The following is a 24,398-nucleotide window of genomic DNA, read 5'->3' as shown; positions in this document are numbered from 1 at the left end:
GCTATCTGAAATCCTTATTTCTGCACCACGATATTTTCTTGTGAAGGATCAACGTGCTGCAGCTGCAGCTTCTCGGTGGCGATGCGTTCAACCCGGCTATGGTCGCCCAGCGCATTCTCTTCCAGAATCAGGTTGCGCCACTCGATATCCAGCGCATCACGCTCCAGCACCAGCTGTTCGCGCTGCGCGGTCAGCAGTCGTGTTTTATGGGTGGTGGTGACCACCAGCACGGCAGACACCACCACAGCGATCAGCAACAGCACCGGAATCTTGCCTTTTCGCAGCAAATCCCCGCCGATGACGGCGGGCAGACTGTGGCGCTCATTACCGATCATGCGTCGGTTTTCTCCGCGATACGTAATACCGAACTGCGCGCACGTGGATTTTCAGAGACTTCAGCATCACCCGGTGACATCTTGCCAAGCAGCTTCAGCTCACGCCCGCCCAGCGCTCGCAGCTGATGTTCAGTCATCGGTATCCCGGCTGGCACCTGTGGCCCGCGACTCTGATCGCGCATAAAGCGCTTCACCAGCCGATCTTCCAGTGAATGGAAGCTGATAACAGAGAGGCGCCCCTGTGGTGCCAGCACCTCAACCGCCCCTTTCAGAGCAATATCGATCTCTTCCAGTTCGCTGTTAATCCAGATACGAATGGCCTGGAAGCTGCGTGTAGCCGGATGCTTAAACTTATCTTTCACCGGCATGGCGACAGAGATCACTTCAGCCAGCTCCCGGGTGCGGGTCATCGGCTGTTCACGATTGCGCTCGACAATGGCCCGGGCAATACGTTTAGAGAATCGCTCTTCACCGTAGGTCTTCAGGACGAAGGCGATATCCGCTTCTTCCGCGTGCAGTAACCATTCTGCGGCGGAGTGACCGCGCGAAGGGTCCATGCGCATATCCAGTGGTCCGTCACGCATAAAGGAGAAGCCGCGTTCGGCGTCATCCAGTTGCGGTGATGAAACCCCCAGATCGAGTAAAATGCCGTCAATTTTCCCGACTAAATCCCGTTCAGCGACATACTCTGCCAGCGCGGAAAAAGGGCCATGAATAATTGAAAAACGCGGATCGGTGATCTCAGCGGCAGCGGCGATAGCTTGCGGATCGCGATCGATGGCGATCAGCCTTCCCTTCTCTCCCAGTTGCGAAAGAATCAGGCGTGAATGGCCACCACGGCCAAAAGTGCCGTCGATGTAAATACCGTCTTCCCTGATATTGAGGCCGTTAACCGCCTCATCCAACAGTACGGTGGTATGTTTGAAATTTTCCTGCATAACTATAGCGACAAGTCCTGCAACCGCTCAGATAAAGGCTCCTGAGCCGACTGTTCTGCGTCAATATCGTCCCTGACTTGTTGATACCAGGTCTGTTCATCCCACAGCTCAAACTTGTTGAACTGTCCAACCAGCATCACTTCTTTGGTTAATTTTGCGTGCTGCCGAAGCGTATTTGCCAGCAGCAGGCGGCCTGCATTGTCCATCTGACATTCACTGGCATGTCCCAGCAGCAAACGCTGTACGCGGCGCTCAAGTGGATTCATGCTGGAAAGGCGTGCCAGCTTTTTTTCAATGATTTCCCATTCGGGCAGGGTATAAAGCAACAGGCATGGCTGGTGGAGGTCGATGGTACAGACCATCTGCCCCTGAGATTCCCCAATCAGCAAATCGCGATATCGCGTGGGTACGGCGAGCCGCCCTTTGCTGTCGAGATTGACTAACGTTGCTCCGCGGAACATGCCAGTCTCTCCTCCTGGTCACCCATTTACGCCACTTTATCCCACTTTTTACCACGAAACGAGTTTAAGGATCCCATGAAATCCTTGTCAAGCCGGAGCGGTAGTTGAATATCACTCTTTACAGAGCGCAAAATTAATCTCTGGCGACGATATAAACGAATAAAAAGGGAAAGTAAAAATTAAGCCAATGAATACCTGAATAAAAATAAGGACCCACAAAAAAACGATTAAAAATGAAACAACATGCAGCGCTGAATATTTATCGTAGTTTCTGAGACAGCGGCGGCATTTTAGGGGATTTCCGAAAGGAAGCACAGCAGCTTCAGGCGAGACGGGGCAGGAAGTTTGTTGAAGTTGTAAGCAGATAATAAAAATAAGCCTGTCGACTTTGTTAGATTTGATGAGCAGAATTTACGCTTTTTTACGTCGACCTGTTTATTTAATCAGTACATCACGGAAATAAAATGGGCGGGCAGCATAATACTGCCCGTTACTCATTTAACTTTTCTGCTTAATTGTCCGCGACGGTATAAATTACGACGAATGCGGGTTAAACCCGGTTTCGGTTTTCTGGGTTCATCCAGCGAGGCTAAAACTAATTCCAGTACACGCTCTGCCACGTCACGATGACGCTGACCCACCGCCAGTACCGGACACTCAAGAAAGTCTAGTAATTCGTGGTCGCCAAAGGTGGCAATGGCCAGCTCGGTCGGCAGCCTTCCGTCACGTTTCAGCGTCACATCCATGACACCCTGCAGCAGACCAAATGAGGTGGTAAACAGCGCCTCCGGCATCGGATGATCTTCAAGGTATTTTTCAAACAGCGCGGCAGCGGCGGTGCGTTCGAAGCTGTTGCAGTAGATGTAGTCAATCGGACGGGGATCGTCTTTCCAGGCATCGCGGAACCCCATCTCCCGCAGGAAACTTACTGAGAGCTCAGGTAACGCGCCAAGGAACAGCACATTTTTAACCTCAAGCTGACGCAGTTCAGCGGCCAGCGTCTGTGCATCATCCTGATCGGCACCCACTACGCTGGTAAAATGTTCACGATCCAGCGCGCGGTCTAACGCGATAATCGGCAGGGGATCGTTGATCCAGCGCTGATAAAAGGGATGCTCTGGCGGTAATGAGGTAGAGACGATAATCGCATCGACCTGCCGCTGTAACAGATGTTCAATGCAGCGCATCTCGTTATCAGGCTGGTCTTCAGAACAGGCGATCAGCAGCTGATAGCCGCGCTGACGCGCCTGGCGCTCCAGATAGTTCGCAATACGGGTATAGCTGGTATTTTCCAGATCGGGAATCACTAACCCAATGGAGCGCGTTCGCCCGGCACGTAGCCCGGCAGCCACCGCATTAGGGTGATAATTATGCTCACGTACCACCGCCATGACTTTTTCAACGGTTTTGTCGCTGACACGATACTGCCGCGCTTTACCATTGATCACATAACTGGCCGTGGTGCGCGATACGCCTGCCAGACGCGCAATTTCATCCAGTTTCACGATAACCCCACCATCAAATCCGCTTTAACGGCAAAAATAGCCGCAGTTAAGCTATGGATAACTTATGACTATCATCTAACAGCAGAAAAGTGCGCGGAGCAACCGCTTTTCTGAATGTAACCCGCCTGGCGCATAAAAAATAAAAAAACCCGGCATTTCGCCGGGTTAGGTGAGGATTGATGATGACGGAGCGTAATTAACGCATGATGCGATCGCCGCGTGAAACGCCCACGATCCCGGAGCGTGCCACTTCAATAATTTCGGCAACATCGCGGACGGTATTCAGGAAAGCGTCCAGTTTGTCACTGGTGCCTGCAAGCTGAACCGTGTACAGCGTTGGCGTCACGTCAATGATCTGACCGCGGAAGATCTCGGCGTTTCGTTTCACCTCTTCACGGCCATAACCGCTGGCCTGAATCTTCACCAGCATGATTTCACGTTCAACATAGGCGCCCTGCCCCAGTTCGGTAACGCGCAGCACATCCACCAGCTTGTGCAGCTGCTTTTCAATCTGCTCCAGCACCTTCTGATCGCCCACCGTCTGAATGGTCATCCGCGACAGCGTGGGATCGTCGGTCGGTGCCACAGTCAGGCTTTCAATGTTATAGCCGCGCTGCGAAAACAGACCGACGACACGGGATAATGCGCCGGATTCGTTCTCCAGCAGAACTGATAAAATGCGACGCATAATTATGTCCTCTCCGTTTTGCTTAACCACATCTCATCCATGCTGCCACCGCGAATCTGCATCGGGTAAACGTGCTCGCTACCGTCAACGGTGACATCCACAAACACCAGACGTCCTTTCGCCAGCGTTTCCAGCGCCAGCGTCAGTTTCTCTTCCAGCTCAGCCGGATGTTCAATCGCGATGCCGACATGACCGTAGGCTTCCGCCAGACGCACGAAGTCAGGCAGCGACTCCATATAAGACTGGGAGTGACGACCGGAATAGATCATATCCTGCCACTGCTTCACCATGCCCAGCACCCGGTTATTCAGGTTCAGCACCAGCACCGGCAGATCGTACTGCAGTGCTGTAGAGAGCTCCTGAATGTTCATCTGGATACTGCCATCGCCCGTTACGCAGATGACGGTCTCTTCCGGCAACGCCATCTTAACGCCCAGCGCAGCAGGCAGACCAAAGCCCATGGTGCCCAGACCGCCGGAGTTGATCCAGCGGCGCGGTTTGTCGAAAGGATAATAGAGCGCAGCAAACATCTGATGCTGGCCCACATCCGACGTGACGTACGCATCGCCTTTGGTCAGACGGCTGATGGTTTCAATTACGGCCTGTGGTTTAATTTTATCGCTGGTGCGATCAAATTCCAGGCAGTGACGACTGCGCCAGCCTTCGATCGCCTGCCACCAGTCGTGCAGGCTCTCAGCACGCGATGGCGTGTCGCTTTGCGCCAGCAACTCCAGCATCTGCTGCAGTACCTGTTTCGCATCACCTACGATCGGGATATCCGCCGCGACCGTCTTGGAAATAGAGGTAGGGTCGATATCGATGTGCATCACCGTGGCGTTGGGACAATATTTCGCCAGGTTATTAGTGGTGCGATCATCGAAGCGAACACCAATACCAAAAATCAGGTCGGTATTGTGCATCGTCATGTTGGCTTCGTACGTGCCGTGCATACCGAGCATGCCGACGCACTGACGGTGGGTACCCGGAAACGCGCCCAGGCCCATCAGCGAAGTTGTCACCGGAATATTCAGGCTTTCGGCCAGCTGTAACAGTTCCGCTTCGCAGCCAGCGGTGATGGCCCCGCCACCCGCGTAAATCACCGGCTTCTTCGCGGCCAGCAAGGTGGTCAGCGCGCGCTTAATCTGCCCTTTGTGACCCTGAATGGTCGGGTTGTAGGAGCGCATGCTTACTGAGTCCGGCCAGTGATAAGGCAGTTTGTTGGCCGGGTTCAGAATATCTTTTGGCAGGTCGATCACCACCGGTCCCGGACGTCCGCTGGAGGCCAGCCAGAATGCCTTTTTCAGTACGGTTGGGATCTCTTCGGTGCTTTTTACCAGGAAGCTGTGCTTCACCACCGGACGAGAGATGCCGACCATGTCGCACTCCTGAAAGGCATCATAGCCAATCAGCGACGAGGGAACCTGACCCGACAGGATCACCAGCGGAATCGAGTCCATATAGGCGGTAGCGATACCTGTAATTGCATTGGTTGCACCGGGTCCTGAGGTAACCAGCACCACGCCAACTTCACCAGTAGCACGCGCCAGACCGTCAGCCATATGCACCGCGCCCTGCTCATGGCGCACCAGAATGTGATCGATACCCCCGACGGTTTGCAGCGCATCATAGATATCTAAGACTGCGCCACCCGGATAACCGAATACCTGCTTAACGCCCTGATCGATTAACGAACGGACGACCATTTCGGCTCCTGACAACATCTCCATCTTCTGCCTCCAGGCTTGAGGACCCGGCCCGGTTACTACGCCCGTTGGTGTGTAACACGTTGCCCTGGTGCCTGCTTTGCCAATCAAAATCTTATGTTTATGCACGACAGCGAAAACATGTGCCGCTGTCCGGTTACAGAGAAATCTGTTGAGTTCATTGTTCTGAGAGTAGGTCAATTACCATAACCGCAGTTAACCGGGCAGGCAAACCGCAAACCCGCGTAAATTAAAAGGCCGGGACGTAAAGGCTCTGCCTGATAAGAATTGGCTGCGCGGATTAAACTAATTACGTCGCAGAACCGCAGACGAAAATGCTAAGTAAGAAATTATTTTCAGCGTGATATAAGAAATAACGAAAACTTATTACCGCCTGCAATAGCCCACAATCGCCTGACGCTTTTCTTTTCTGGCGTAATTAACCAGTAAATCACGCAAGCGCATTCGATTATGCTAACCGACAGGTGATAAATCCTGTGGTGCTGCTAGGCTGCAAACCAATAAAATTATTATTTTTCAATAGAATAAATCTTTAAACAGCCCATAAAAGGCAGCCTTCCGGGGCTGATTGCTTACGCAGTGACTGACGCGCTGTTCATTACGCTGCCTGACCGTTAAATAACAGAATATCTTCCTTCATCGTCCCGGATAATACCCCTGCATTGAAGGTTGACATCCCTGAGCGATTCCAGTACCAATATGTACAGCACAACATTTTATAAGGTTTGAATCCATGTTTCGTTCTGTTCGCCTTCTCGGTCTACTACTAAACGCACTCAGCTTGCGCGGTAGACTTGTGGGCGGAATCAAACACTGATTCAAACCTGCTGAAAGTTAAAAACCCGCGCCTGTCGCGGGTTTTTTTATGCTCGTTGCCAGGCCCGAAAAAAGCAAAAGGATGAATACGATGAGCCAGCAAGTCATTATTTTCGATACCACTCTGCGCGATGGTGAGCAGGCATTACAGGCCAGCCTGAGTGTGAAAGAAAAATTGCAGATTGCCTTAGCGCTGGAGCGTATGGGCGTGGATGTGATGGAAGTGGGTTTCCCGGTCTCCTCACCAGGCGACTTTGAATCAGTACAGACCATTGCGCGCACCATCAAAAACAGTCGGGTCTGCGGACTGGCGCGCTGTGTGGAGAAAGACATCGACGCGGCATATGAATCACTGCGCGTTGCCGAAGCCTTCCGTATTCATACCTTCATCGCGACCTCCCCGATGCACATCGCCACCAAACTGCGCAGTACGCTGCCGGAAGTGATTGAGCGTGCGGTGCATATGGTAAAGCGTGCGCGTAACTACACCAGTGACGTCGAGTTCTCCTGTGAAGATGGCGGCCGTACCCCCATTGATGACCTGTGCCGGATGGTGGAAGCCACGATTAACGCCGGTGCGACCACTATCAACATCCCGGACACCGTTGGCTACACCCTGCCAGGCGAATATGCTCACATCATCAGCGAACTGATGAACCGCGTTCCTAACATCGATAAAGCGATTATCTCTGTACATACCCACGATGACCTGGGCATGGCAACCGGTAACGCCCTGGCTGCTGTTCAGGCCGGCGCGCGTCAGGTTGAAGGCACGATGAATGGGCTGGGTGAACGTGCCGGTAACTGTGCGCTGGAAGAGGTGATCATGGCGATTAAAACCCGTCAGCAGATCATGAACGTGCACACCACTATCAATCATCAGGAAATCTACCGCACCAGCCAGATGGTCAGCCAGATCTGCAACATGCCGATCCCGGCGAATAAAGCAGTGGTCGGCTCCAACGCTTTCGCCCACTCCTCCGGTATTCATCAGGATGGCGTGCTGAAGAATCGCGAGAACTACGAAATCCTGACGCCAGAGTCGATTGGCTTGCACAAAATCCAGCTGAACCTGACCTCGCGTTCAGGCCGTGCGGCGGTAAAACATCGCATGGAAGAGATGGGCTATGCCGAGCAGGATTACAATCTGGATACGCTGTATGACGCCTTCCTGAAGCTGGCCGACAAAAAAGGTCAGGTCTTCGATTACGACCTGGAAGCGCTGGCCTTCATCAACAAACAGAATGAAGAGCCGGAGCATTTCCAGCTGCACGAATTTAACGTCCAGACCGGTTCCGGCATCACCGCAACCGCCTCTGTCAATCTGGGCTGCGGTGATGTCGCTAAATCGGATGCCGCCACCGGTAACGGTCCGGTTGATGCGGTCTATCAGGCGATTAACCGCATCACGCAGTTTGACGCTGAGCTGGTCAACTACAAGCTGACCGCGAAAGGCCACGGCGAGAACGCGCTGGGTCAGGTCGATATCGTTGTGAGCTACAACGGCCGCAAATTCCACGGCATTGGTCTGGCGACCGATATCGTCGAGTCCTCTGCGAAAGCGATGGTCAACGCCCTGAACAATATCTGGCGTGCCCGTCAGGTTGAACAAGAATTGCAGCGTAAATTTAAAGATCAGAAGGAAACCGTATAACCATGTCCACCTCCTCTCATATCGCAGTTTTACCCGGTGACGGTATCGGCCCGGAAGTGATGGCACAGGCGATGAAAGTGCTGGATGCCATTCGTCAGCGCTTTGATATGCAGATTACCACCCAGGAATATGCGGTCGGCGGCATTGCTATCGATCAGCACGGCGAACCTCTGCCACCGGCTACGGTTGCAGGCTGCGAGCAGGCCGACGCGATCCTGTTTGGCTCCGTTGGCGGTCCGAAGTGGGAGCATTTACCGCCGGCATCACAGCCGGAACGCGGTGCGCTGCTGCCGCTGCGCAAGCATTTTAAGCTGTTCAGTAACCTGCGTCCGGCGGCGCTCTACAGCGGACTGGAAGCCTTCTGCCCGCTGCGCGCCGATATCGCCGCAAAGGGCTTCGACATTCTCTGTGTTCGTGAACTGACCGGCGGCATCTATTTTGGTCAGCCGAAAGGACGCGAAGGCAGCGGCCCGGAAGAGCGTGCCTTTGATACCGAGGTCTATCACCGTTTCGAAATTGAGCGCATCGCCCGTATCGCGTTTGAATCGGCGCGCAAACGTCGCAACAAAGTCACCTCGGTGGATAAAGCCAACGTGCTGCAGACCTCGGTGATGTGGCGTGAAATTGTTAATGAAGTGGCAAAAGAGTACCCGGACGTGCAGCTGAGCCACATCTATATCGACAACGCGACCATGCAGCTGATCAAAGACCCGTCGCAGTTTGACGTGCTGCTCTGCTCCAACCTGTTCGGTGACATTCTCTCTGATGAGTGCGCCATGATCACCGGCTCGATGGGCATGCTGCCGTCAGCCAGCCTGAATGAAGCGGGCTTTGGCCTGTTCGAACCGGCGGGCGGTTCAGCGCCGGATATCGCCGGTCAGAACATTGCTAACCCGGTCGCTCAGATTCTGTCGCTGTCGCTGCTGCTGCGTTATAGCCTGAATGCCGATGCGGCAGCCGACAGTATCGAACGCGCCATCAGCCGTGCGCTGGAACAGGGCTACCGCACCAAAGATTTAGCCGGTGATGGCCCTGCGGTCAGCACAGATGAGATGGGCAGCATCATTGCCCGCTTTATCGCCGAGGAAAAATAAAAAAATGAAAACCTTATACCAGAAGTTATTTGATGCACATGTCGTCCACGAAGCGCCGAACGAAACGCCGTTACTCTACATCGATCGTCACCTGATCCATGAAGTGACCTCGCCACAGGCCTTTGATGGCCTGCGCGCACACGGACGTAAAGTCCGTCAGCCGGGCAAAACCTTTGCCACGATGGATCACAACGTCTCTACCCAGACCAAAGATATCAATGCGTCGGGCGAGATGGCGCGTATTCAGATGCAGGAGCTGATGAAGAACTGCGAAGAATTTGGCGTACAGCTGTATGACCTGAATCACCCATTCCAGGGCATCGTCCACGTTATCGGTCCTGAGCAGGGTATGACGCTGCCGGGCATGACCATTGTGTGCGGCGATTCGCACACCGCCACCCACGGCGCGTTCGGCTCGCTGGCCTTTGGTATCGGCACCTCTGAAGTGGAACATGTATTTGCCACTCAGACCCTGAAACAGGGTCGGGCGAAAACCATGAAGATTGAAGTACTGGGCCAGGCGTCCACCGGCATTACCGCCAAAGATATCGTGCTGGCGATCATCGGTAAAACCGGCAGCGCAGGCGGTACTGGTTATGTGGTTGAATTCTGCGGCCCGGCCATTCAGGCGCTGAGCATGGAAGGTCGTATGACCCTGTGCAACATGGCGATTGAGATGGGCGCGAAAGCGGGCCTGGTAGCACCGGATGACACTACTTTCAACTACCTGAAAGGTCGTCAGTTCTCCCCACAGGGCGAGAAATGGGAGCAGGCCGTTGAATACTGGCGCACCCTGAAATCTGATGAAGGCGCGAAGTATGATGCGGTAGTGACGCTGCATGCTGAAGAGATTGCACCGCAGGTCACCTGGGGCACCAACCCGGGCCAGGTGATTGCCGTTGATCAGTTGATCCCGAACCCGGCCTCATTCGCCGATCCGGTTGAGCGCGCCTCAGCGGAAAAAGCGCTGGCCTACATGAACCTGCAGCCGGGCATTAAACTGACCGATGTTGCGATTGATAAAGTGTTTATCGGCTCCTGCACCAACTCACGTATTGAAGATCTGCGTGCCGCCGCCGCTATCGCCAAAGGCCGCAAAGTCGCGCCTGGCGTGGTCGCGATGGTGGTGCCGGGTTCCGGCCCGGTCAAAGCGCAGGCTGAAGCGGAAGGTCTGGATAAAATCTTCCTGGAAGCGGGCTTTGAATGGCGTCTGCCTGGCTGCTCAATGTGCCTGGCGATGAACAATGACCGCCTGAATCCGGGCGAGCGTTGCGCATCTACCAGCAACCGTAACTTTGAAGGTCGCCAGGGACGTGGTGGACGTACCCATCTGGTCAGCCCGGCGATGGCCGCGGCGGCTGCCGTGACCGGCCACTTTGCCGACATCCGTGAACTGACGACAGGAGCTTAAGTCATGGCGAATAAATTTACTCAGCACACTGGCATTGTTGCACCGCTGGATGCCGCGAACGTCGATACGGACGCGATCATTCCCAAGCAGTTTTTGCAGAAGGTCACCCGTACCGGTTTCGGTCAGCATCTGTTCCATGACTGGCGCTTTGAAGATGACGCTGGTACGGTGCCGACGCCCGGCTTTGTGCTGAACAAGCCTGAGTTCAAAGGCACCAGCATCCTGCTGGCGCGCGAGAACTTTGGCTGTGGCTCTTCACGTGAGCATGCGCCCTGGGCGCTGACCGATTTCGGTTTCCACGTGGTGATTGCGCCGAGCTTCGCGGATATTTTTTACGGCAACAGTTTCAACAACCAACTGCTGCCGGTGAAGTTAAGCGAAGAGGAAGTGGATGAGCTGTTCAGACTGGTTGCGGCCCAGCCGGGTATCAGCTTCACGGTCGATCTGGAAGCGCAGACGGTCACCGCAGGCGATAAAGTCTATCCGTTTGAACTCGACAGCTTCCGCCGCCACTGCATGATTAATGGTCTCGACAGCATCGGCCTGACCCTGCAGCACGAAGCCTCGATTTCGCAGTACGAGCAGAATCAGCCCGCTTTTCTGCGCTGATTGAGTTAATGAAGGGTGACATTCGGTCGCCCTCAGACTGCTGACAAACCCAAATCAGGGTGAATCTGACAGCAATAAAAAAACCTGATGCGCTGGGAACACGGTCAGAAGAGGAAAGCGTCCCGCGCCAGGGACGGCGCGGGCCGAGCGGCCAGGGATGGCTTAAGCGACTTTCCGATCTGACCGTGTTCTCTTCGCCAGCTCGGTCTTACCGCCACCGAGCCGGACGTTATCAGCACTGTGAGGGCGACATCCTGTCGCCCTTCTCTTTTATACGTCGCGCACCCGCGCCGACATCACCAGCGCCACGATCGCCAGCCCGAATGCCAGCCAGTAAACCGCCTCATGTCCCAGCCGCTCACTCAGCGTTCCCTGAATCACCCCGGCCAGAATCATGCCGGTCGAGATCGAGTTAGTGAACATCGTGGTCGCCGCGCCGGGTCGTCCTGGCATCAGATCCTGAAACCACAACATCCCGATACCCGCAATAATCCCGACAAATACCGCGTTAAACAGCTGCAATACCATCAGCGAAGTGCGGGAGTTGAACAACATCAGCCCCAGGTAAAACAGGACGCCCGCTGCCACCGCGATCAGCATTAACCGCCGCTTGCCGATGCGGCGCGCGTAATGTCCCGCCAGCAGCATCACCGGAATCTCCAGCCCGGCCGCCGTTCCCATCAGCAAACCAGCCAGCTTCTCCGGCAGCCCCAGCGTGGTGCTGATATAGAGCGGCATATCGATGATATACATGGTGTTGCAGGTCCACATCACGACGGAGGCGATGAACAGCAACCGCACATCCCGATCCCGCCAGCCGCTTATCGGCAGCCCGCCGCTTTGCATCAGCGGCTGCGTGCGTGGCACAGATGGCAGCGTAAACCAGACCAGCAGGATACAGATCAGAAACAGCGCAGCGGCCACCAAAAACAGCGTCACAAAGCCGTAGTTCAGCGCCAGCGCGAACGATAACGGTGGCCCGATCACCCACGCCAGCGACAGCTGCGCACGCATCACCGAACTGAACATCACCGCTTCCCGTGCCGACTGATCGGCATACTCCCGCGCCAGCGCAAACAGCTGCGGCATTGAGACGCTGGCCAGCGCCGACAGCAGTACACCCAGCGTCAGCAGGGTCAGATAGTGGCGGGTAAAGGCAAACAGCAGCGCATTCATCAGCGCCATCAGGCAGCAGAAGAGAATGATATGCCGACGATCGCCAACGCTGTCTGAGCGCTTAGCCACCAGCATGCTCACCACGATACCGGCCACCGCATTGATGGTGAAAAACAGCCCGACCCAGAAGGGCCGCGCCTGCACCTCGCGCGTCAGAAACAGGCTGAGCGTGGGTGCCTGTAATGCGCCCGCGATGCCCAGCATGAACGAGGCAACCATAAAAGCGAGGTAAACCGGATTGATGCGGCGCTGCCGCGTTAACAGCGATTTCATAGCGAAATCCCTTTCAGAACAAACAGACGGGAAAAAGAAGGGTAGACGATACCGCGCAACATGAAAAAAGCCAGCAGAGATCATCTGCTGGCGGTGTAAATGCACCCTACTCAGAAAAGCACTCCACTGAACAGCGAAGTGAGGGTCGAACGCCATTCACTGCTGAATGCCTCCCGCTCTTCCCATAGCGCAAAGTTTGCTCTTAAAATGGGGCAGAAAAAACAGAGCGCTTTTCACCGGGAGTTCCTCTTTTATGTCCTCATCACGTCTGAAGCAGCAGTTCATTCGCCTGTGGCAGAGCTGCCAGGGGCAAACGCAGGAGATTACCCTCAGCGAACTGGCTGACCTGCTGCATTGCTCTCGCCGTCATATGCGTAATCTGCTCAACCGGATGCAGGCTGCAGGATGGCTGATCTGGCAGGCGGAAGCCGGCCGCGGCAGGCGATCGCAACTCACCTTCTGCTACACCGGTCTGGCGTTGCAGCAGCAGCGTGCTGAGGATCTGCTGGAACAGGATCGCATCGATCAACTGGTCCAGCTGGTGGGCGATAAAAACCAGGTGCGGCAGATGATTGGGGCACACCTGGGGCGCAGTTTCCGCCAGGGCAAGCATATCCTGCGGGTGCTCTACTATCGTCCGCTGCTTAACCTGCTGCCCGGTTCGCCGCTGCGGCGCTCGGAAACGCATATTGCGCGACAGATTTTTAACGGCCTGACGCGGATAAATGAGGAAAACGGGGAAATCGAACCCGATATTGCGCACCACTGGCAGCAGACTTCCCCACTTCACTGGCGCTTCTTTGTGCGTCCGGCGATTCGCTTCCATCACGGCAGAGAACTGGAGATGGAGGATGTGCTCGCCACGCTGGAGCGTCAGCGCGCCCATCCACTCTTTTCCCATATCGCGCAGATTGACTCGCCTGCCCCCTGGACGCTGGATATCCGTTTAAGCCAGCCCGACGAGGGATTACCCTGGCTGCTCGGCAGCGTCAGTGCGATGATCCTGCCGCGCGAATGGCCGACACTGCGTGATTTTGCCCGTCAGCCTGTTGGCACCGGTCCCTACCGGGTGATCCGCAATCAGGAGAGCCAGCTGAAAATCGAAGCGTTTGATGACTACTTCGGTTTTCGCGCCCTGATTGATGATGTCTCTATCTGGGTCCTGCCCGACATCAGCAATGAGCTGGTCTATGCCGGTGTCCGACTGCAGGGCGACAGCGTCGATGAAGTTCAGGAGGAGAGCCGCCTTGAAGAGGGCTGCTACTATCTGCTGTTCGATCAGCGTTCAGAGCAGGGTCGCAACGAGGCGGTGCGGCGCTGGGTCAGCTACCTGTTTAACCCCATTGCCCTGCTCAATCATGCCGGCGTCGGCTATCAGCGCTACTGGTTTCCGGCGTATGGTCTGCTGCCGCGCTGGCATCATCGCCGTGATCTGACGCCCGTGGAAAAACCGCCCGGCTTAACCCATCTGACGCTGACCTGGTACAGTCAGCATGTGGAGCATGAGGGCATCGCCAACGCGCTGCGTCCGCTGCTGGCAGCGCATGGCGTCACGCTGGAGACACGCGAGATCAGCTACGAAAGCTGGTATCAGGGCGAGGCGGAAAGTGATATCTGGCTGGGCAGCGTGAACTTTACCCTGCCGCTGAATTACTCCCTGTTCGCGCAGCTTTATGAGATCCCGCTGCTGCATCACTGCCTGCCGATCGACTGGCATGGCGATGCGGCCCGCTGGCGTGAGAAAACACTGCCGCTGGCCGAATGGAGCAAGCAGTTAGTCGAAGAAGCCGGTTTGCATCCGCTGTTTCACCACTGGCTGCTACTGGAAGGACAGCGCAGCATGCGCGGCGTGCGGATGAATACGCTGGGCTGGTTTGATTTTAAATCGGCCTGGTTCGCGCCACCGGCGCTGTGACGCTTTCGCCCCGGCGCTGAAATGACTAGAATGTGACGTTCTCAACGGGGTGCGGCCTGCCACAAGCAAGCCGCTGAGAGAGACCCGTCGAACCTGATTCGGTTAATACCGACGTAGGGATTTGAGAGGCCTCTGTGCTCAGATCCTTTGCGACTCATCCCCTATTCTCCTGAAGGAGCGCAAAGTGTTAAACAAAGTTCTGCCGGTGCTGCTGTTACTCTCCGCCCCCGTTCTGGCGGCAAAACCAGTTCTCACGGTCTACACCTACGACTCCTTCTCCGCCGACTGGGGCCCTGGCCCGGCAGTGAAAAAAGCCTTTGAAGCCCAGTGCGACTGCGAGCTGAAATTCGTCACGCTGGAAGATGGCGTCTCGCTGCTGAACCGCGTCCGCATGGAAGGCAAAAACAGCAAAGCCGATGTGGTGCTGGGGCTGGATAACAATCTGGTGCAGGCGGCGCAGAAAACCGGCCTGTTTGCCGAAAGTCAGGTCGACACCTCGACATTAAAACTGCCCGATGGCTGGCACAACACCACCTTCGTGCCGTTCGATTATGGCTACTTCGCCTTTGTCTATGACAAAACCCGGCTGAAAAATCCGCCAAAAAGCCTGAAAGAGCTGGTCGACAGCCCGGAGAAGTGGCGGGTGATCTACGAAGATCCCCGCACCAGCACGCCCGGCTTAGGTCTGCTGCTATGGATGCAGAAGGTCTATGGCGATCAGGCTCCGCAGGCGTGGCAAAAGCTGGCGCAGAAAACTGTGACGGTCACTAAAGGCTGGAGTGAAGCCTATGGCCTGTTCCTGAAGGGTGAAGGCGATCTGGTGCTGAGCTACACCACCTCACCGGCTTATCACATTATCGAAGAGAAGAAAGAGAACTACGCTGCCGCGTCCTTTGCCGAAGGACACTATCTGCAGGTTGAAGTGGCCGCGCAGTTAGCCAGCAGCAAGCAGCCGGCGCTGGCACAGCAGTTCATGAAATTTATGGTCTCGCCTGACTTCCAGCGCACTATCCCCACCGGCAACTGGATGTACCCGGTGATCGACACGCCACTGCCAGCGGGTTTCGCGGCGCTCAGCGTGCCTTCCATCGCACTGCAGTTCTCGCCGGAAGAGGTTGCCAGCCAGCGTTCGGGCTGGATTAGCCAGTGGCAACGCGCCGTCAGCCGCTGATGCCGCGCTGGCTGATCCCCGGTTCCCTCGCCACGGTGTTACTGACACTCGTGGCGTTTCTGGCCTTCGGTGCACTCTGGAGCGCCGCACCGGACACGGACTTACGCGGCGTGCTGCAGGATGACTACCTGCATCACGTTATCGCGTTCTCTTTCGCTCAGGCGCTGCTCTCCGCCCTGCTGTCGCTGCTGCCTGCAGTACCGCTGGCGCGGGCGCTCTATCGACGCAGCTTCCCAGGCCGCCAACTGCTGCTGCGCCTGTGCGCCATGACGCTGGTGCTGCCGGTGCTGGTCGCGGTGTTCGGCCTGCTGACCGTTTACGGTAGCAATGGCTGGCTGGCGCAGCTGTGCCAGATGGCAGGGCTAGGTTATCACTTCTCGCCCTATGGTCTGCCGGGCATCTTGCTGGCGCACGTCTTCTTTAACCTGCCGCTGGCGACCCGCCTGATGCTGCAGGCGCTGGAGAGCATCCCGGCTGAACAGCGTCAGCTGGCGGCGCAGCTCGACCTGCGCGGCTGGCACCATTTTCGTCTGCTGGAGTGGCCGTGGCTGCGGCGTCAGCTACTGCCAACCGGCGCGCTGATCTTTATGCTCTGTTTCGCCAGCTTTGCCACCGTGCTGTCGCTGGGCGGCGGTCCTCAGGCGACCACCATCGAACTGGCGATATTCCAGGCGCTGAGTTATGACTACGATCCCGGACGTGCGGCGCTGCTGGCGCTGATTCAGCTCGGCTGCTGCCTTACGCTGGTGCTGCTCAGCCAGCGCTTCAGCAAGGCGATTCCCGCCGGAACCAGCCAGCTGAACGGCTGGCGCGATCCGCAGGATTCCCGTGCAGCACAGCTGATGGATGCGCTGCTGATCGGGCTGGCGCTGATTCTGCTACTGCCTCCGCTGGCGGCTGTGATCGTCGATGGTCTGCACGGCGGACTGCGTGGCGCGCTGGCACAGCCTGCACTGTGGCAGGCCACCTTTACCTCACTGCGCATCGCCATTGGTGCCGGTTTACTCTCAGTGGTCCTGACCATGATGCTGCTGTGGAGCAGTCGGGAACTGCGTCTGCGTCAGCGTCCGGCGGCGGCACAGTTGATCGACACCAGCGGCATGCTGATTCTGGCAATGCCAGGCATTGTGCTCGCCACCGGCTTTTTCCTGCTGTTAAATGCCACCATCGGCCTGCCCGAGTCGGCCGACGGGCTGGTGATCTTTACCAATTCGCTAATCGCCATTCCCTATGCGCTGAAAGTGCTGGAAAACCCGATGCGGGATGTCGCAGAGCGCTACGGCAGACTTTGCGATTCACTGGATATTCACGGCTGGAACCGGCTGCGGCTGATCGAGCTGCGGGCGCTGAAGCGTCCGCTGGCCCAGGCGCTGGCCTTTGCCTGCGTGCTGTCGATTGGTGATTTTGGCGTGGTGGCGCTGTTTGGCAATGCCGACTTCCGCACGCTGCCGTTCTACCTTTATCAGCAGATTGGCGCCTATCGCGGCGCTGATGGCGCGGTTACCGCTCTGCTGTTGCTGCTGCTCTGCTTATTGCTGTTCACGCTAATGGAAAAATTACCAGGCCGCCATGCTGACACTTGATAACCTCACTTACCTTTATCAGCATCTGCCGATGCGCTTCAGCCTCACTGCCGCGCGCGGCGAGCGGATCGCGATTCTCGGACCCAGCGGAGCCGGTAAAAGCACGCTGCTGAGCCTGATCGCCGGTTTCCTGCCGGTGAAACAGGGCACCCTGATGATTGACGGTCAGGAGCACACCCACAGCGTTCCGGCCAGACGACCGGTGTCCATGCTGTTTCAGGAGAACAACCTGTTTCCGCACCTCAGCGTGCAGCAGAACATGGCGCTGGGCCTGCATCCGGGATTAAAACTCAGCGCTGAGCAGCGTCAGCAACTGGCCACGCTGGCCGATCAGGTGGGATTAGGCGATCTGCTGACCCGTCTGCCAGGCGAACTGTCGGGCGGACAGCGACAGCGCGTGGCGCTGGCTCGCTGTCTGCTGCGTGACCGGCCGGTGCTGCTGCTGGATGAGCCTTTTTCTGCACTGGATCCGGCGCTGCGTGGCGAGATGCTGCAACTGGTGCGTTCGGTGTGCGAAGCGCGCAGCATCACGCTGCTGATGGTGTCGCACAGTCTGGAAGATGCACAGCAGATTGCGCCGCGCAGTGTGGTGATTGTGGATGGACGGGTGTACTGGGATGGCGAGACCCGACTGCTGCTGTCGGGCGAGACGCGGGAGGCTGAGGTGCTCGGCATCCCGCGTCGTTAAGCGTCAGGCGAAGAACACCTGCCACAGCAGATGACGGAAAACCGGCATCATCGGATGGAACTGAATACCCACAAACGCCGCAACGGCGATCACCAGCCCCAGCGGTCCTGCCCAGCGTAAACGTTCAGGCGGCAGCCAGGCGGTCGCCCAGTCGCGGCTCTTGCCGCTGCGCCACCAGCGCCAGCATAACCAGCCACCCAGCCAGATCAGCAGGGCTGCGCCGAGTAACAGCCATTTAAAGCTGCCGCCCTGCGCGGCTTTCGGCACATCGATCGCCACCCCCGCCAGAATCCCGGGCAGCAGATAGAGCGGCGGCCAGAGGATGCAGCCAATAATGTTCGGCGGCAGGAATTTACGCACCGGCAGCTCCAGCATACCGGCCGCCAGCGGAATCAGCGGACGTGTCGGCCCCACAAAGCGCCCGACCAGAATCGTAAACATGCTGTGCTGATGCAGGGCGTGCTCGGTTTTATCCAGCAGGCCTTTATATTTTTGCAGATACTTCCAGCGATGCAGCGGCCCCTGGAATTTCCAGCCGATGCCGTAGGAGACCCAGTCACCAATCAGGCAGCCGGCAAAGCCCGCCGCCCAGGCAGGATAGAGACCAAGCTCGCCACTGCCCACCAGCGCACCCAGACTGGCCATCATTACCGTACCTGGCAGCAACAGCCCGACCAGCGCCAGCGACTCCAGAAACGTCACCAGCGCAACGGCAAACAGCGCCCACTCCAGGGACTGCGTAATCAGTTGTTGAATCCAGGCTTCCATAATCATCCTAAGTAAAAGCAGAAGGCTGGATTGTCCAGAGCCAGCCACACAGCGTCAAGGCAAGAATTGTAGGACAATGTTGACAAAAGCGGCGGCGGGAACTGTATAAATATCCATGATATACTTAAGCAGTTTTCTCATCCCTGAATTGCTGAGTCCGGAGAACATCTGAATATGGCCCGCGCAGGTTTTCTGCTCACCCGCCACTGGCGCGACAGCCCGCAAGGCACCGAAATTATCCTCTGGCTCGCCACGGATGCTGGCGCACAGCGCGTGGTACTGCCGGTACAGGAGTCCGTTGCGTTTATTCCTGAGGAATTTCAGGCGCAGGTCAGCGAATTACTCAAAGATGAACGTCAGTTTCGGATTCAGTCGCTGGCGCTGAAAGATTTCCGCCGCCGCCCGGTTTTTGGCCTCTACTGTCCGCAGAACCGTCAGCTACAGCGCATCGAAAAGCGGCTGCGCGAACAGGGCATCCCGGTCTATGAGGCGGATATCCGCCCGCCGGAGCGCTACCTGATGGAGCGTTTTATTACCGCCCCGGTCTGGTTTGACGGCGAGCAGCGCGGCGACAGCGTGGTCAATGCGCGGCTCAAACCCCACCCCGACTATCGCCCGCCACTGAAATGGGTCTCACTGGATATTGAAACCACGCAGCATGGCGAGCTTTACTGCATCGGGCTGGAGGGTTGCGGTCAGCGCCAGGTCTTTATGCTCGGCCCGCCAAACGGTGATGCCAGCGCGCTGGACTTCGAGCTGATCTATCTCGACAGCCGCCCGCAGCTGCTTGAAGCGCTGAACCAGTGGTTTGCAGAGCATGACCCGGACGTGCTGATTGGCTGGAACGTGGTGCAGTTTGACCTGCGGGTGCTGCAGAAGCATGCCGATCGCTACGGCATACCGCTGCGTCTTGGCCGCCAGCAGGCCGCGCTGGAGTGGCGTGAACACGGCTTCAAGCCCGGCGTTTTTTTCGCGCAGGCCAGCGGCCGGTTAATTATCGATGGCATCGACGCCCTGAAATCGGCGTTCTGGGATTTTCCGTCGTTCAGCCTGGAGTCGGTGTCGCAACAGCTGCTGGGTGAAGGAAAAGCGATTGATAATCCCTGGGATCGCATGGAGGAGATCAACTGGCGCTTTGCCAACGATAAACCGGCGCTGGCACGCTACAACCTGAAAGACTGCGAGCTGGTGACGCGCATTTTTCACAAAACCGCAATTATGCCGTTTCTGCTGGAGCGTGCGGCGGTGAATGGCCTGGCCGTCGATCGCCACGGCGGTTCGGTGGCGGCTTTTGGTCATCTTTATATTCCGCGGATGCATCGCGCCGGGTTTGTCGCCCCGAACATGGGCGATGTCGCCCCGGAAGCCAGCCCGGGCGGCTATGTGATGGATTCGCGCCCCGGCCTGTATGACTCGGTGCTGGTGCTGGATTACAAAAGCCTCTATCCGTCGATTATCCGCACCTTCCTGATCGACCCGGTGGGTCTGGTAGAGGGACTGGCCCATCCGGATGATGCCGATTCAGTAGAAGGTTTCCGCGAAGCGCGTTTCTCACGGCATACCCATTGCCTGCCCGCGATTGTTGAGCAGATCTGGCTGGGTCGTGAGGCAGCGAAAAAGCAGAAAAATCAGCCGCTGTCTCAGGCGCTGAAGATTATCATGAACGCCTTTTATGGCGTGCTGGGTACCAGCGCCTGCCGCTTCTTCGATCCTCGTCTCGCCTCCTCGATTACCCTGCGCGGTCACGCCATCATGCAGCAGACCCGCACGCTGATTGAAGCGGAAGGCTATGACGTTATCTATGGCGACACCGACTCCACCTTTGTCTGGCTGAAGTCGGCGCACAGTGAAGAAGATGCTGCCACGATTGGTCAGCAGCTGGTGCAGAAAGTAAATGACTGGTGGCGTGACCACCTCCAGCAGACGCAGGGGCTGACCAGCGCTCTGGAGCTGGAGTATGAAAGCCACTTCTGCCGCTTCCTGATGCCGACCATTCGAGGCGCGGAACAGGGCAGCAAGAAACGCTACGCCGGACTGATTCGTGACGCTGCCGGTGAGCGCATGGTCTTCAAGGGGCTGGAGTCGGTGCGAACCGACTGGACGCCGCTGGCCAAACAGTTTCAGCAGCAGCTCTACCATCGCATTTTTCACCGTGAGCCGTGGCAGGACTACATCCGCACGACCGTAGCGCAGCTGCTGGCGGGTGAACTCGACGATCAGCTGATCTATAAAAAGCGTCTGCGGCGGCCGCTGAATGAATATGAACGAAACGTGCCCCCGCATGTGCGTGCCGCCAGGCTGGCCGATGAGCAGAATCGTAAATTAAACCGGCCATTGCAGTATCAGAAGGGAGGCCGTATTCGTTACGTTATGGCGACGGCAGGCCCGGAACCACTGGAAGCGCGCAGCACGCCGCTGGACTATGACCACTATGTAACGAAGCAACTTCAGCCGGTCGCTGAGGGGATTCTGCCCTTTGTTGAAGGGGACTTTGCTACACTGATTACAGGGCAACTGGGGCTTTTTTGACAGGTGACGAACGCCCTGCCATCCAGTACCATAGCGCCCTTCCTGAAACTCACCGCTCTTACTCCCGCTCCAGACCTCGTTTGTCTGGCGGTAACGCTATTGCCTGAGCTTTGGGAACACCTCTAAAAACGTTAAAATTCGAGCAAAAAATATATGGTTTTTACATTAGGTCAGCGCTGGATTAGTGATACGGAAAGTGAACTGGGACTGGGCACCGTGGTGGCGATCGATACCCGCATGATCACCCTGCTGTTTCCGGCCACGGGGGAAAACCGCCTCTACGCCCGCAACGATTCGCCGGTTACCCGCGTCATCTTTAATCCGGGTGATACCATCACCAGCCACGAAGGCTGGCAGATGCGCGTCGATGAAGTACGCAACGAAAATGACCTGATGACCTATATCGGTACCCGGCTGGATACCGAAGAAAGCGACGTGATGCTGCGCGAAGTGATGCTCGACAGCAAGCTGGTATTCAGTAAGCCGCAGGATCGCCTGTTTGCCGGCCAGCTCGACCGGATGGATCGTTTCGCCCTCCGCTTCCGCGCCCGTAAATACCAGAGCGAGCAGTACCGCCTGCCGATCAGCGGCTTACGCGGTATGCGCACCAACCTGATCCCTCACCAACTGCATATCGCCCACGATGTCGGCCGTCGCCATGCGCCGCGCGTGCTGCTGGCCGATGAAGTTGGCCTGGGTAAAACTATTGAAGCCGGGATGATCATCCAGCAACAGCTGCTGGCGGGTCGTGCTGAGCGTGTTCTGATCGTGGTGCCTGAAACCTTACAGCACCAGTGGCTGGTCGAAATGCTGCGCCGCTTCAACCTGCGCTTTGCGCTGTTTGATGACGATCGCTATACCGAAGCGCAGCACGACAGCGATAACCCGTTTGAAACGGAGCAGCTGATTATCTGCTCGCTGGACTTTGTGCGCCGTAACAAACAGCGCCTTGAGATGCTGGCCGATGCCGAATGGGATCTGCTGGTGGTGGATGAAGCGCACCATCTGGCCTGGTCAGAAGGCGAGCCAAGCCGCGAATATCAGGTTATCGAAAAGCTGGCCGAAAAAACTGCCGGCGTTCTGCTGCTGACCGCAACACCAGAGCAGCTGGGTATGGAGAGCCACTTCGCCCGTCTGCGCCTGCTCGACCCGGACCGTTTCCATGACTTTGCCGCCTTTGTAGAAGAGCAGCAGCATTTCCGTCCGATTGCTGATGCCGTCACGGCGCTGCTGGCGGACAACGCGATCTCCCAGGAGGAGATGAATCGGATCAACGATCTGGTCGGCGAGCAGGACATTGAGCCGCTGTTGCAGGTCGCCAACAGCGACCGTGATGGCAAGCTGGAGGCGCGTCAGGAGCTGATCTCCATGCTGATGGATCGCCACGGCACCAGCCGCGTACTGTTCCGTAATACCCGTAATGGCGTTAAAGGCTTCCCGAAACGCGAGCTGCACCAGATCCGCCTGCCGCTGCCTGCGCAGTATCAGACGGCGATTAAAGTCTCCGGCATTATGGGTACGCGCAAAAGCGCCGAGGAGCGGGCGCGTGACCTGCTCTACCCGGAGCAGATTTATCAGGAATTTGAGGGCGACAGCGGGACCTGGTGGAACTTCGACCCGCGCGTCGAATGGCTGATGGGCTATCTCACCAGCAACCGTAAAGAGAAAGTGCTGGTGATCTGCGCCAAAGCCGCCACCGCGCTGCAGCTGGAGCAGGTGCTGCGTGAACGTGAAGGCATCCGCGCCGCGGTGTTCCACGAAGGTCTGTCGATCATTGAACGTGACCGTGCTGCCGCCTGGTTCGCCTCAGAAGAGAACGGCGCGCAGGTGCTGCTGTGCTCCGAGATCGGTTCAGAAGGCCGTAACTTCCAGTTTGCCAGCCGTCTGGTGATGTTCGACCTGCCGTTTAACCCGGACCTGCTGGAGCAGCGTATCGGTCGTCTGGACCGTATCGGTCAGGCGCACGATATTCAGATTCTGGTGCCGTGGCTGGAGCAGACCGCACAGGCGGTGCTGCTGCGCTGGTATCACGAAGGGCTGGACGCGTTTGAGCACACCTGCCCGACCGGCCGTACCATCTATGACAGCGTCCATTCACAGCTGATCGGCTATCTGGCCGCGCCGGAGAACAATGAAGGCTTCGATGCGTTTATCACTGACTGCCGTAAACAGCACGACGCGCTGAAATCGCAGCTGGAACAGGGTCGCGATCGCCTGCTGGAACTGAACTCCAACGGCGGTGAATCGGCGCAGCTGCTGGCCAATGCTATCAGCGAGCAGGATAACGACACCGGTCTGGTAAACTTCGCGCTCAACCTGTTTGATATCGTCGGCATCAATCAGGAAGATCGCAGCGATAACCTGATCGTGCTGACCCCTTCCGACCACATGCTGGTGCCCGATTTTCCTGGCCTGCCGGAAGATGGCTGCACCATTACCTTTAACCGCGATCAGGCACTGTCACGCGAGGATACTCAGTTCATTACCTGGGAACACCCGCTGATCCGTAACGGTCTGGATCTGATCCTGTCAGGCGATACCGGCAGCAGCGCACTGTCACTGCTGAAGAACAAGGCGCTGCCGGTGGGGACGCTGCTGGTCGAGCTGATCTATGTGGTTGAAGCGCAGGCACCGAAGCATCTGCAACTGACCCGCTTCCTGCCACCGACGCCAATCCGTCTGCTGATGGATACCAAAGGTACTAACCTGGCAGGCAAAGTGGAGTTCGAAAGCTTTAACCGTCAGCTGAATGCGGTTAACCGTCACACCGCCAGTAAACTGGTGAATGCGGTGCAGCAGGATGTGCATGCGATTCTGACGCAGGCCGAAGAGAGCGTCGTCAGTGAAGCGCGTGCGGTGATTGATGCGGCACGTGCTGAAGCGAACGAGAAGCTGGGTGCCGAGCTTTCGCGTCTTAACGCGCTGAAAGCCGTCAACCCGAACATCCGCGACGACGAAGTTGAGGCGCTGGAAAGCAACCGCGAACAGGTGCTGGAAAGTCTCGACCAGGCCAACTGGCGTCTCGACGCGCTGCGCCTGATTGTGGTGACACACCAGTAA

Annotated in this window: 19 protein-coding genes and 1 riboswitch; of the genes, 11 read left to right on the top strand and 8 right to left on the bottom strand. The window is 57.0% G+C overall.

What is annotated here, in order from left to right:
* Positions 1-14 precede the first annotated feature (14 nt).
* The 6 genes from ftsL to ilvI all read right to left on the bottom strand — a co-directional run bounded on the left by ftsL (position 15) and on the right by ilvI (position 5,654).
* Positions 15-335, bottom strand: a complete 321-nt coding sequence (gene ftsL / locus AC6I8E_RS03155; protein ID WP_003854764.1) for a cell division protein FtsL — start codon at positions 333-335, stop codon at positions 15-17.
* On the bottom strand, positions 332-1,273 hold the full coding sequence (gene rsmH, locus AC6I8E_RS03150) for a 16S rRNA (cytosine(1402)-N(4))-methyltransferase RsmH (RefSeq protein ID WP_013356759.1): 942 nt from the start codon (positions 1,271-1,273) through the stop codon (positions 332-334). The genes ftsL and rsmH overlap by 4 nt, the downstream gene beginning before the upstream one ends.
* Positions 1,274-1,275: 2 nt before the next feature.
* Positions 1,276-1,734, bottom strand: coding sequence for a division/cell wall cluster transcriptional repressor MraZ (gene mraZ / locus AC6I8E_RS03145; RefSeq protein ID WP_009092149.1), 459 nt, complete (start codon positions 1,732-1,734; stop codon positions 1,276-1,278).
* Positions 1,735-2,228: 494 nt separating this feature from the next.
* The gene (cra, locus tag AC6I8E_RS03140) at positions 2,229-3,239 is read right to left on the bottom strand and encodes a catabolite repressor/activator (RefSeq protein ID WP_013356758.1); all 1,011 of its coding nucleotides are present in this window, start codon (positions 3,237-3,239) and stop codon (positions 2,229-2,231) included.
* A gap of 196 nt (positions 3,240-3,435) precedes the next feature.
* The gene (gene ilvN / locus AC6I8E_RS03135; RefSeq protein WP_013356757.1) at positions 3,436-3,927 is read right to left on the bottom strand and encodes an acetolactate synthase small subunit; all 492 of its coding nucleotides are present in this window, start codon (positions 3,925-3,927) and stop codon (positions 3,436-3,438) included.
* Positions 3,928-3,929: 2 nt separating this feature from the next.
* On the bottom strand, positions 3,930-5,654 hold the full coding sequence (gene ilvI, locus AC6I8E_RS03130) for an acetolactate synthase 3 large subunit (RefSeq protein ID WP_033731545.1): 1,725 nt from the start codon (positions 5,652-5,654) through the stop codon (positions 3,930-3,932).
* 730 nt (positions 5,655-6,384) lie between these two features.
* On the opposite strand from ilvI, the gene leuL reads away from it, so the two are divergent.
* The 5 genes from leuL (at position 6,385) to leuD (ending at position 11,235) form a co-directional block, all read left to right on the top strand.
* On the top strand, positions 6,385-6,468 hold the full coding sequence (gene leuL, locus AC6I8E_RS03125) for a leu operon leader peptide (protein ID WP_099257765.1): 84 nt from the start codon (positions 6,385-6,387) through the stop codon (positions 6,466-6,468).
* 90 nt (positions 6,469-6,558) lie between these two features.
* Complete coding sequence (gene leuA, locus AC6I8E_RS03120; protein WP_033781852.1) at positions 6,559-8,121, top strand: 2-isopropylmalate synthase; 1,563 nt, start codon at positions 6,559-6,561, stop codon at positions 8,119-8,121.
* A 2-nt stretch (positions 8,122-8,123) separates the two neighbouring features.
* Positions 8,124-9,215 (top strand): 3-isopropylmalate dehydrogenase, encoded by a 1,092-nt coding sequence (gene leuB, locus AC6I8E_RS03115; protein WP_098051507.1) that lies wholly within the window; start codon positions 8,124-8,126, stop codon positions 9,213-9,215.
* Between the two features lie 4 nt (positions 9,216-9,219).
* Positions 9,220-10,626: a 3-isopropylmalate dehydratase large subunit gene (leuC, locus tag AC6I8E_RS03110; RefSeq protein ID WP_013356753.1), complete on the top strand. Its 1,407-nt coding sequence runs from the start codon at positions 9,220-9,222 to the stop codon at positions 10,624-10,626.
* 3 nt (positions 10,627-10,629) lie between these two features.
* Positions 10,630-11,235 (top strand): 3-isopropylmalate dehydratase small subunit, encoded by a 606-nt coding sequence (leuD, locus tag AC6I8E_RS03105; protein ID WP_003854779.1) that lies wholly within the window; start codon positions 10,630-10,632, stop codon positions 11,233-11,235.
* A gap of 270 nt (positions 11,236-11,505) precedes the next feature.
* On the opposite strand, the gene AC6I8E_RS03100 is transcribed toward leuD, so the two are convergent.
* Positions 11,506-12,684, bottom strand: coding sequence for an MFS transporter (locus tag AC6I8E_RS03100; protein ID WP_497824418.1), 1,179 nt, complete (start codon positions 12,682-12,684; stop codon positions 11,506-11,508).
* 253 nt (positions 12,685-12,937) lie between these two features.
* Here AC6I8E_RS03100 and sgrR point away from each other — a divergent pair, with 253 nt between their 5' ends.
* From sgrR to thiQ, 4 genes are all read left to right on the top strand, one after another.
* On the top strand, positions 12,938-14,599 hold the full coding sequence (sgrR, locus tag AC6I8E_RS03095; RefSeq protein WP_497824417.1) for an HTH-type transcriptional regulator SgrR: 1,662 nt from the start codon (positions 12,938-12,940) through the stop codon (positions 14,597-14,599).
* A gap of 35 nt (positions 14,600-14,634) precedes the next feature.
* Positions 14,635-14,737: riboswitch (TPP riboswitch) on the top strand.
* Positions 14,738-14,783: 46 nt separating this feature from the next.
* Positions 14,784-15,770, top strand: a complete 987-nt coding sequence (gene thiB / locus AC6I8E_RS03090; RefSeq protein ID WP_497824416.1) for a thiamine ABC transporter substrate binding subunit — start codon at positions 14,784-14,786, stop codon at positions 15,768-15,770.
* The gene (gene thiP / locus AC6I8E_RS03085) at positions 15,746-17,353 is read left to right on the top strand and encodes a thiamine/thiamine pyrophosphate ABC transporter permease ThiP (protein ID WP_497824415.1); all 1,608 of its coding nucleotides are present in this window, start codon (positions 15,746-15,748) and stop codon (positions 17,351-17,353) included. The genes thiB and thiP overlap by 25 nt, the downstream gene beginning before the upstream one ends.
* A complete protein-coding gene (thiQ, locus tag AC6I8E_RS03080; protein WP_013356748.1) occupies positions 17,340-18,041 on the top strand; it encodes a thiamine ABC transporter ATP-binding protein ThiQ in 702 nt (233 codons plus the stop codon). Before thiP ends, thiQ begins: the two co-directional genes overlap by 14 nt.
* A gap of 3 nt (positions 18,042-18,044) precedes the next feature.
* On the opposite strand, the gene AC6I8E_RS03075 is transcribed toward thiQ, so the two are convergent.
* Entirely contained in the window at positions 18,045-18,809 is a 765-nt protein-coding gene (locus AC6I8E_RS03075; RefSeq protein WP_013356747.1) for a DedA family protein, read from the bottom strand.
* Between the two features lie 168 nt (positions 18,810-18,977).
* Between AC6I8E_RS03075 and polB the strand changes: the two genes are divergently transcribed.
* Positions 18,978-21,338 (top strand): DNA polymerase II, encoded by a 2,361-nt coding sequence (polB, locus tag AC6I8E_RS03070; RefSeq protein WP_095706209.1) that lies wholly within the window; start codon positions 18,978-18,980, stop codon positions 21,336-21,338.
* Between the two features lie 153 nt (positions 21,339-21,491).
* Complete coding sequence (gene rapA, locus AC6I8E_RS03065) at positions 21,492-24,398, top strand: RNA polymerase-associated protein RapA (RefSeq protein ID WP_013356745.1); 2,907 nt, start codon at positions 21,492-21,494, stop codon at positions 24,396-24,398.

It is taken from the genome of Pantoea sp. X-Soil-YNGN-785 (assembly GCF_059730585.1).
Note: the sequence above shows the minus strand (reverse complement) of the source record. Positions and strands in the feature narration are given on the sequence as shown.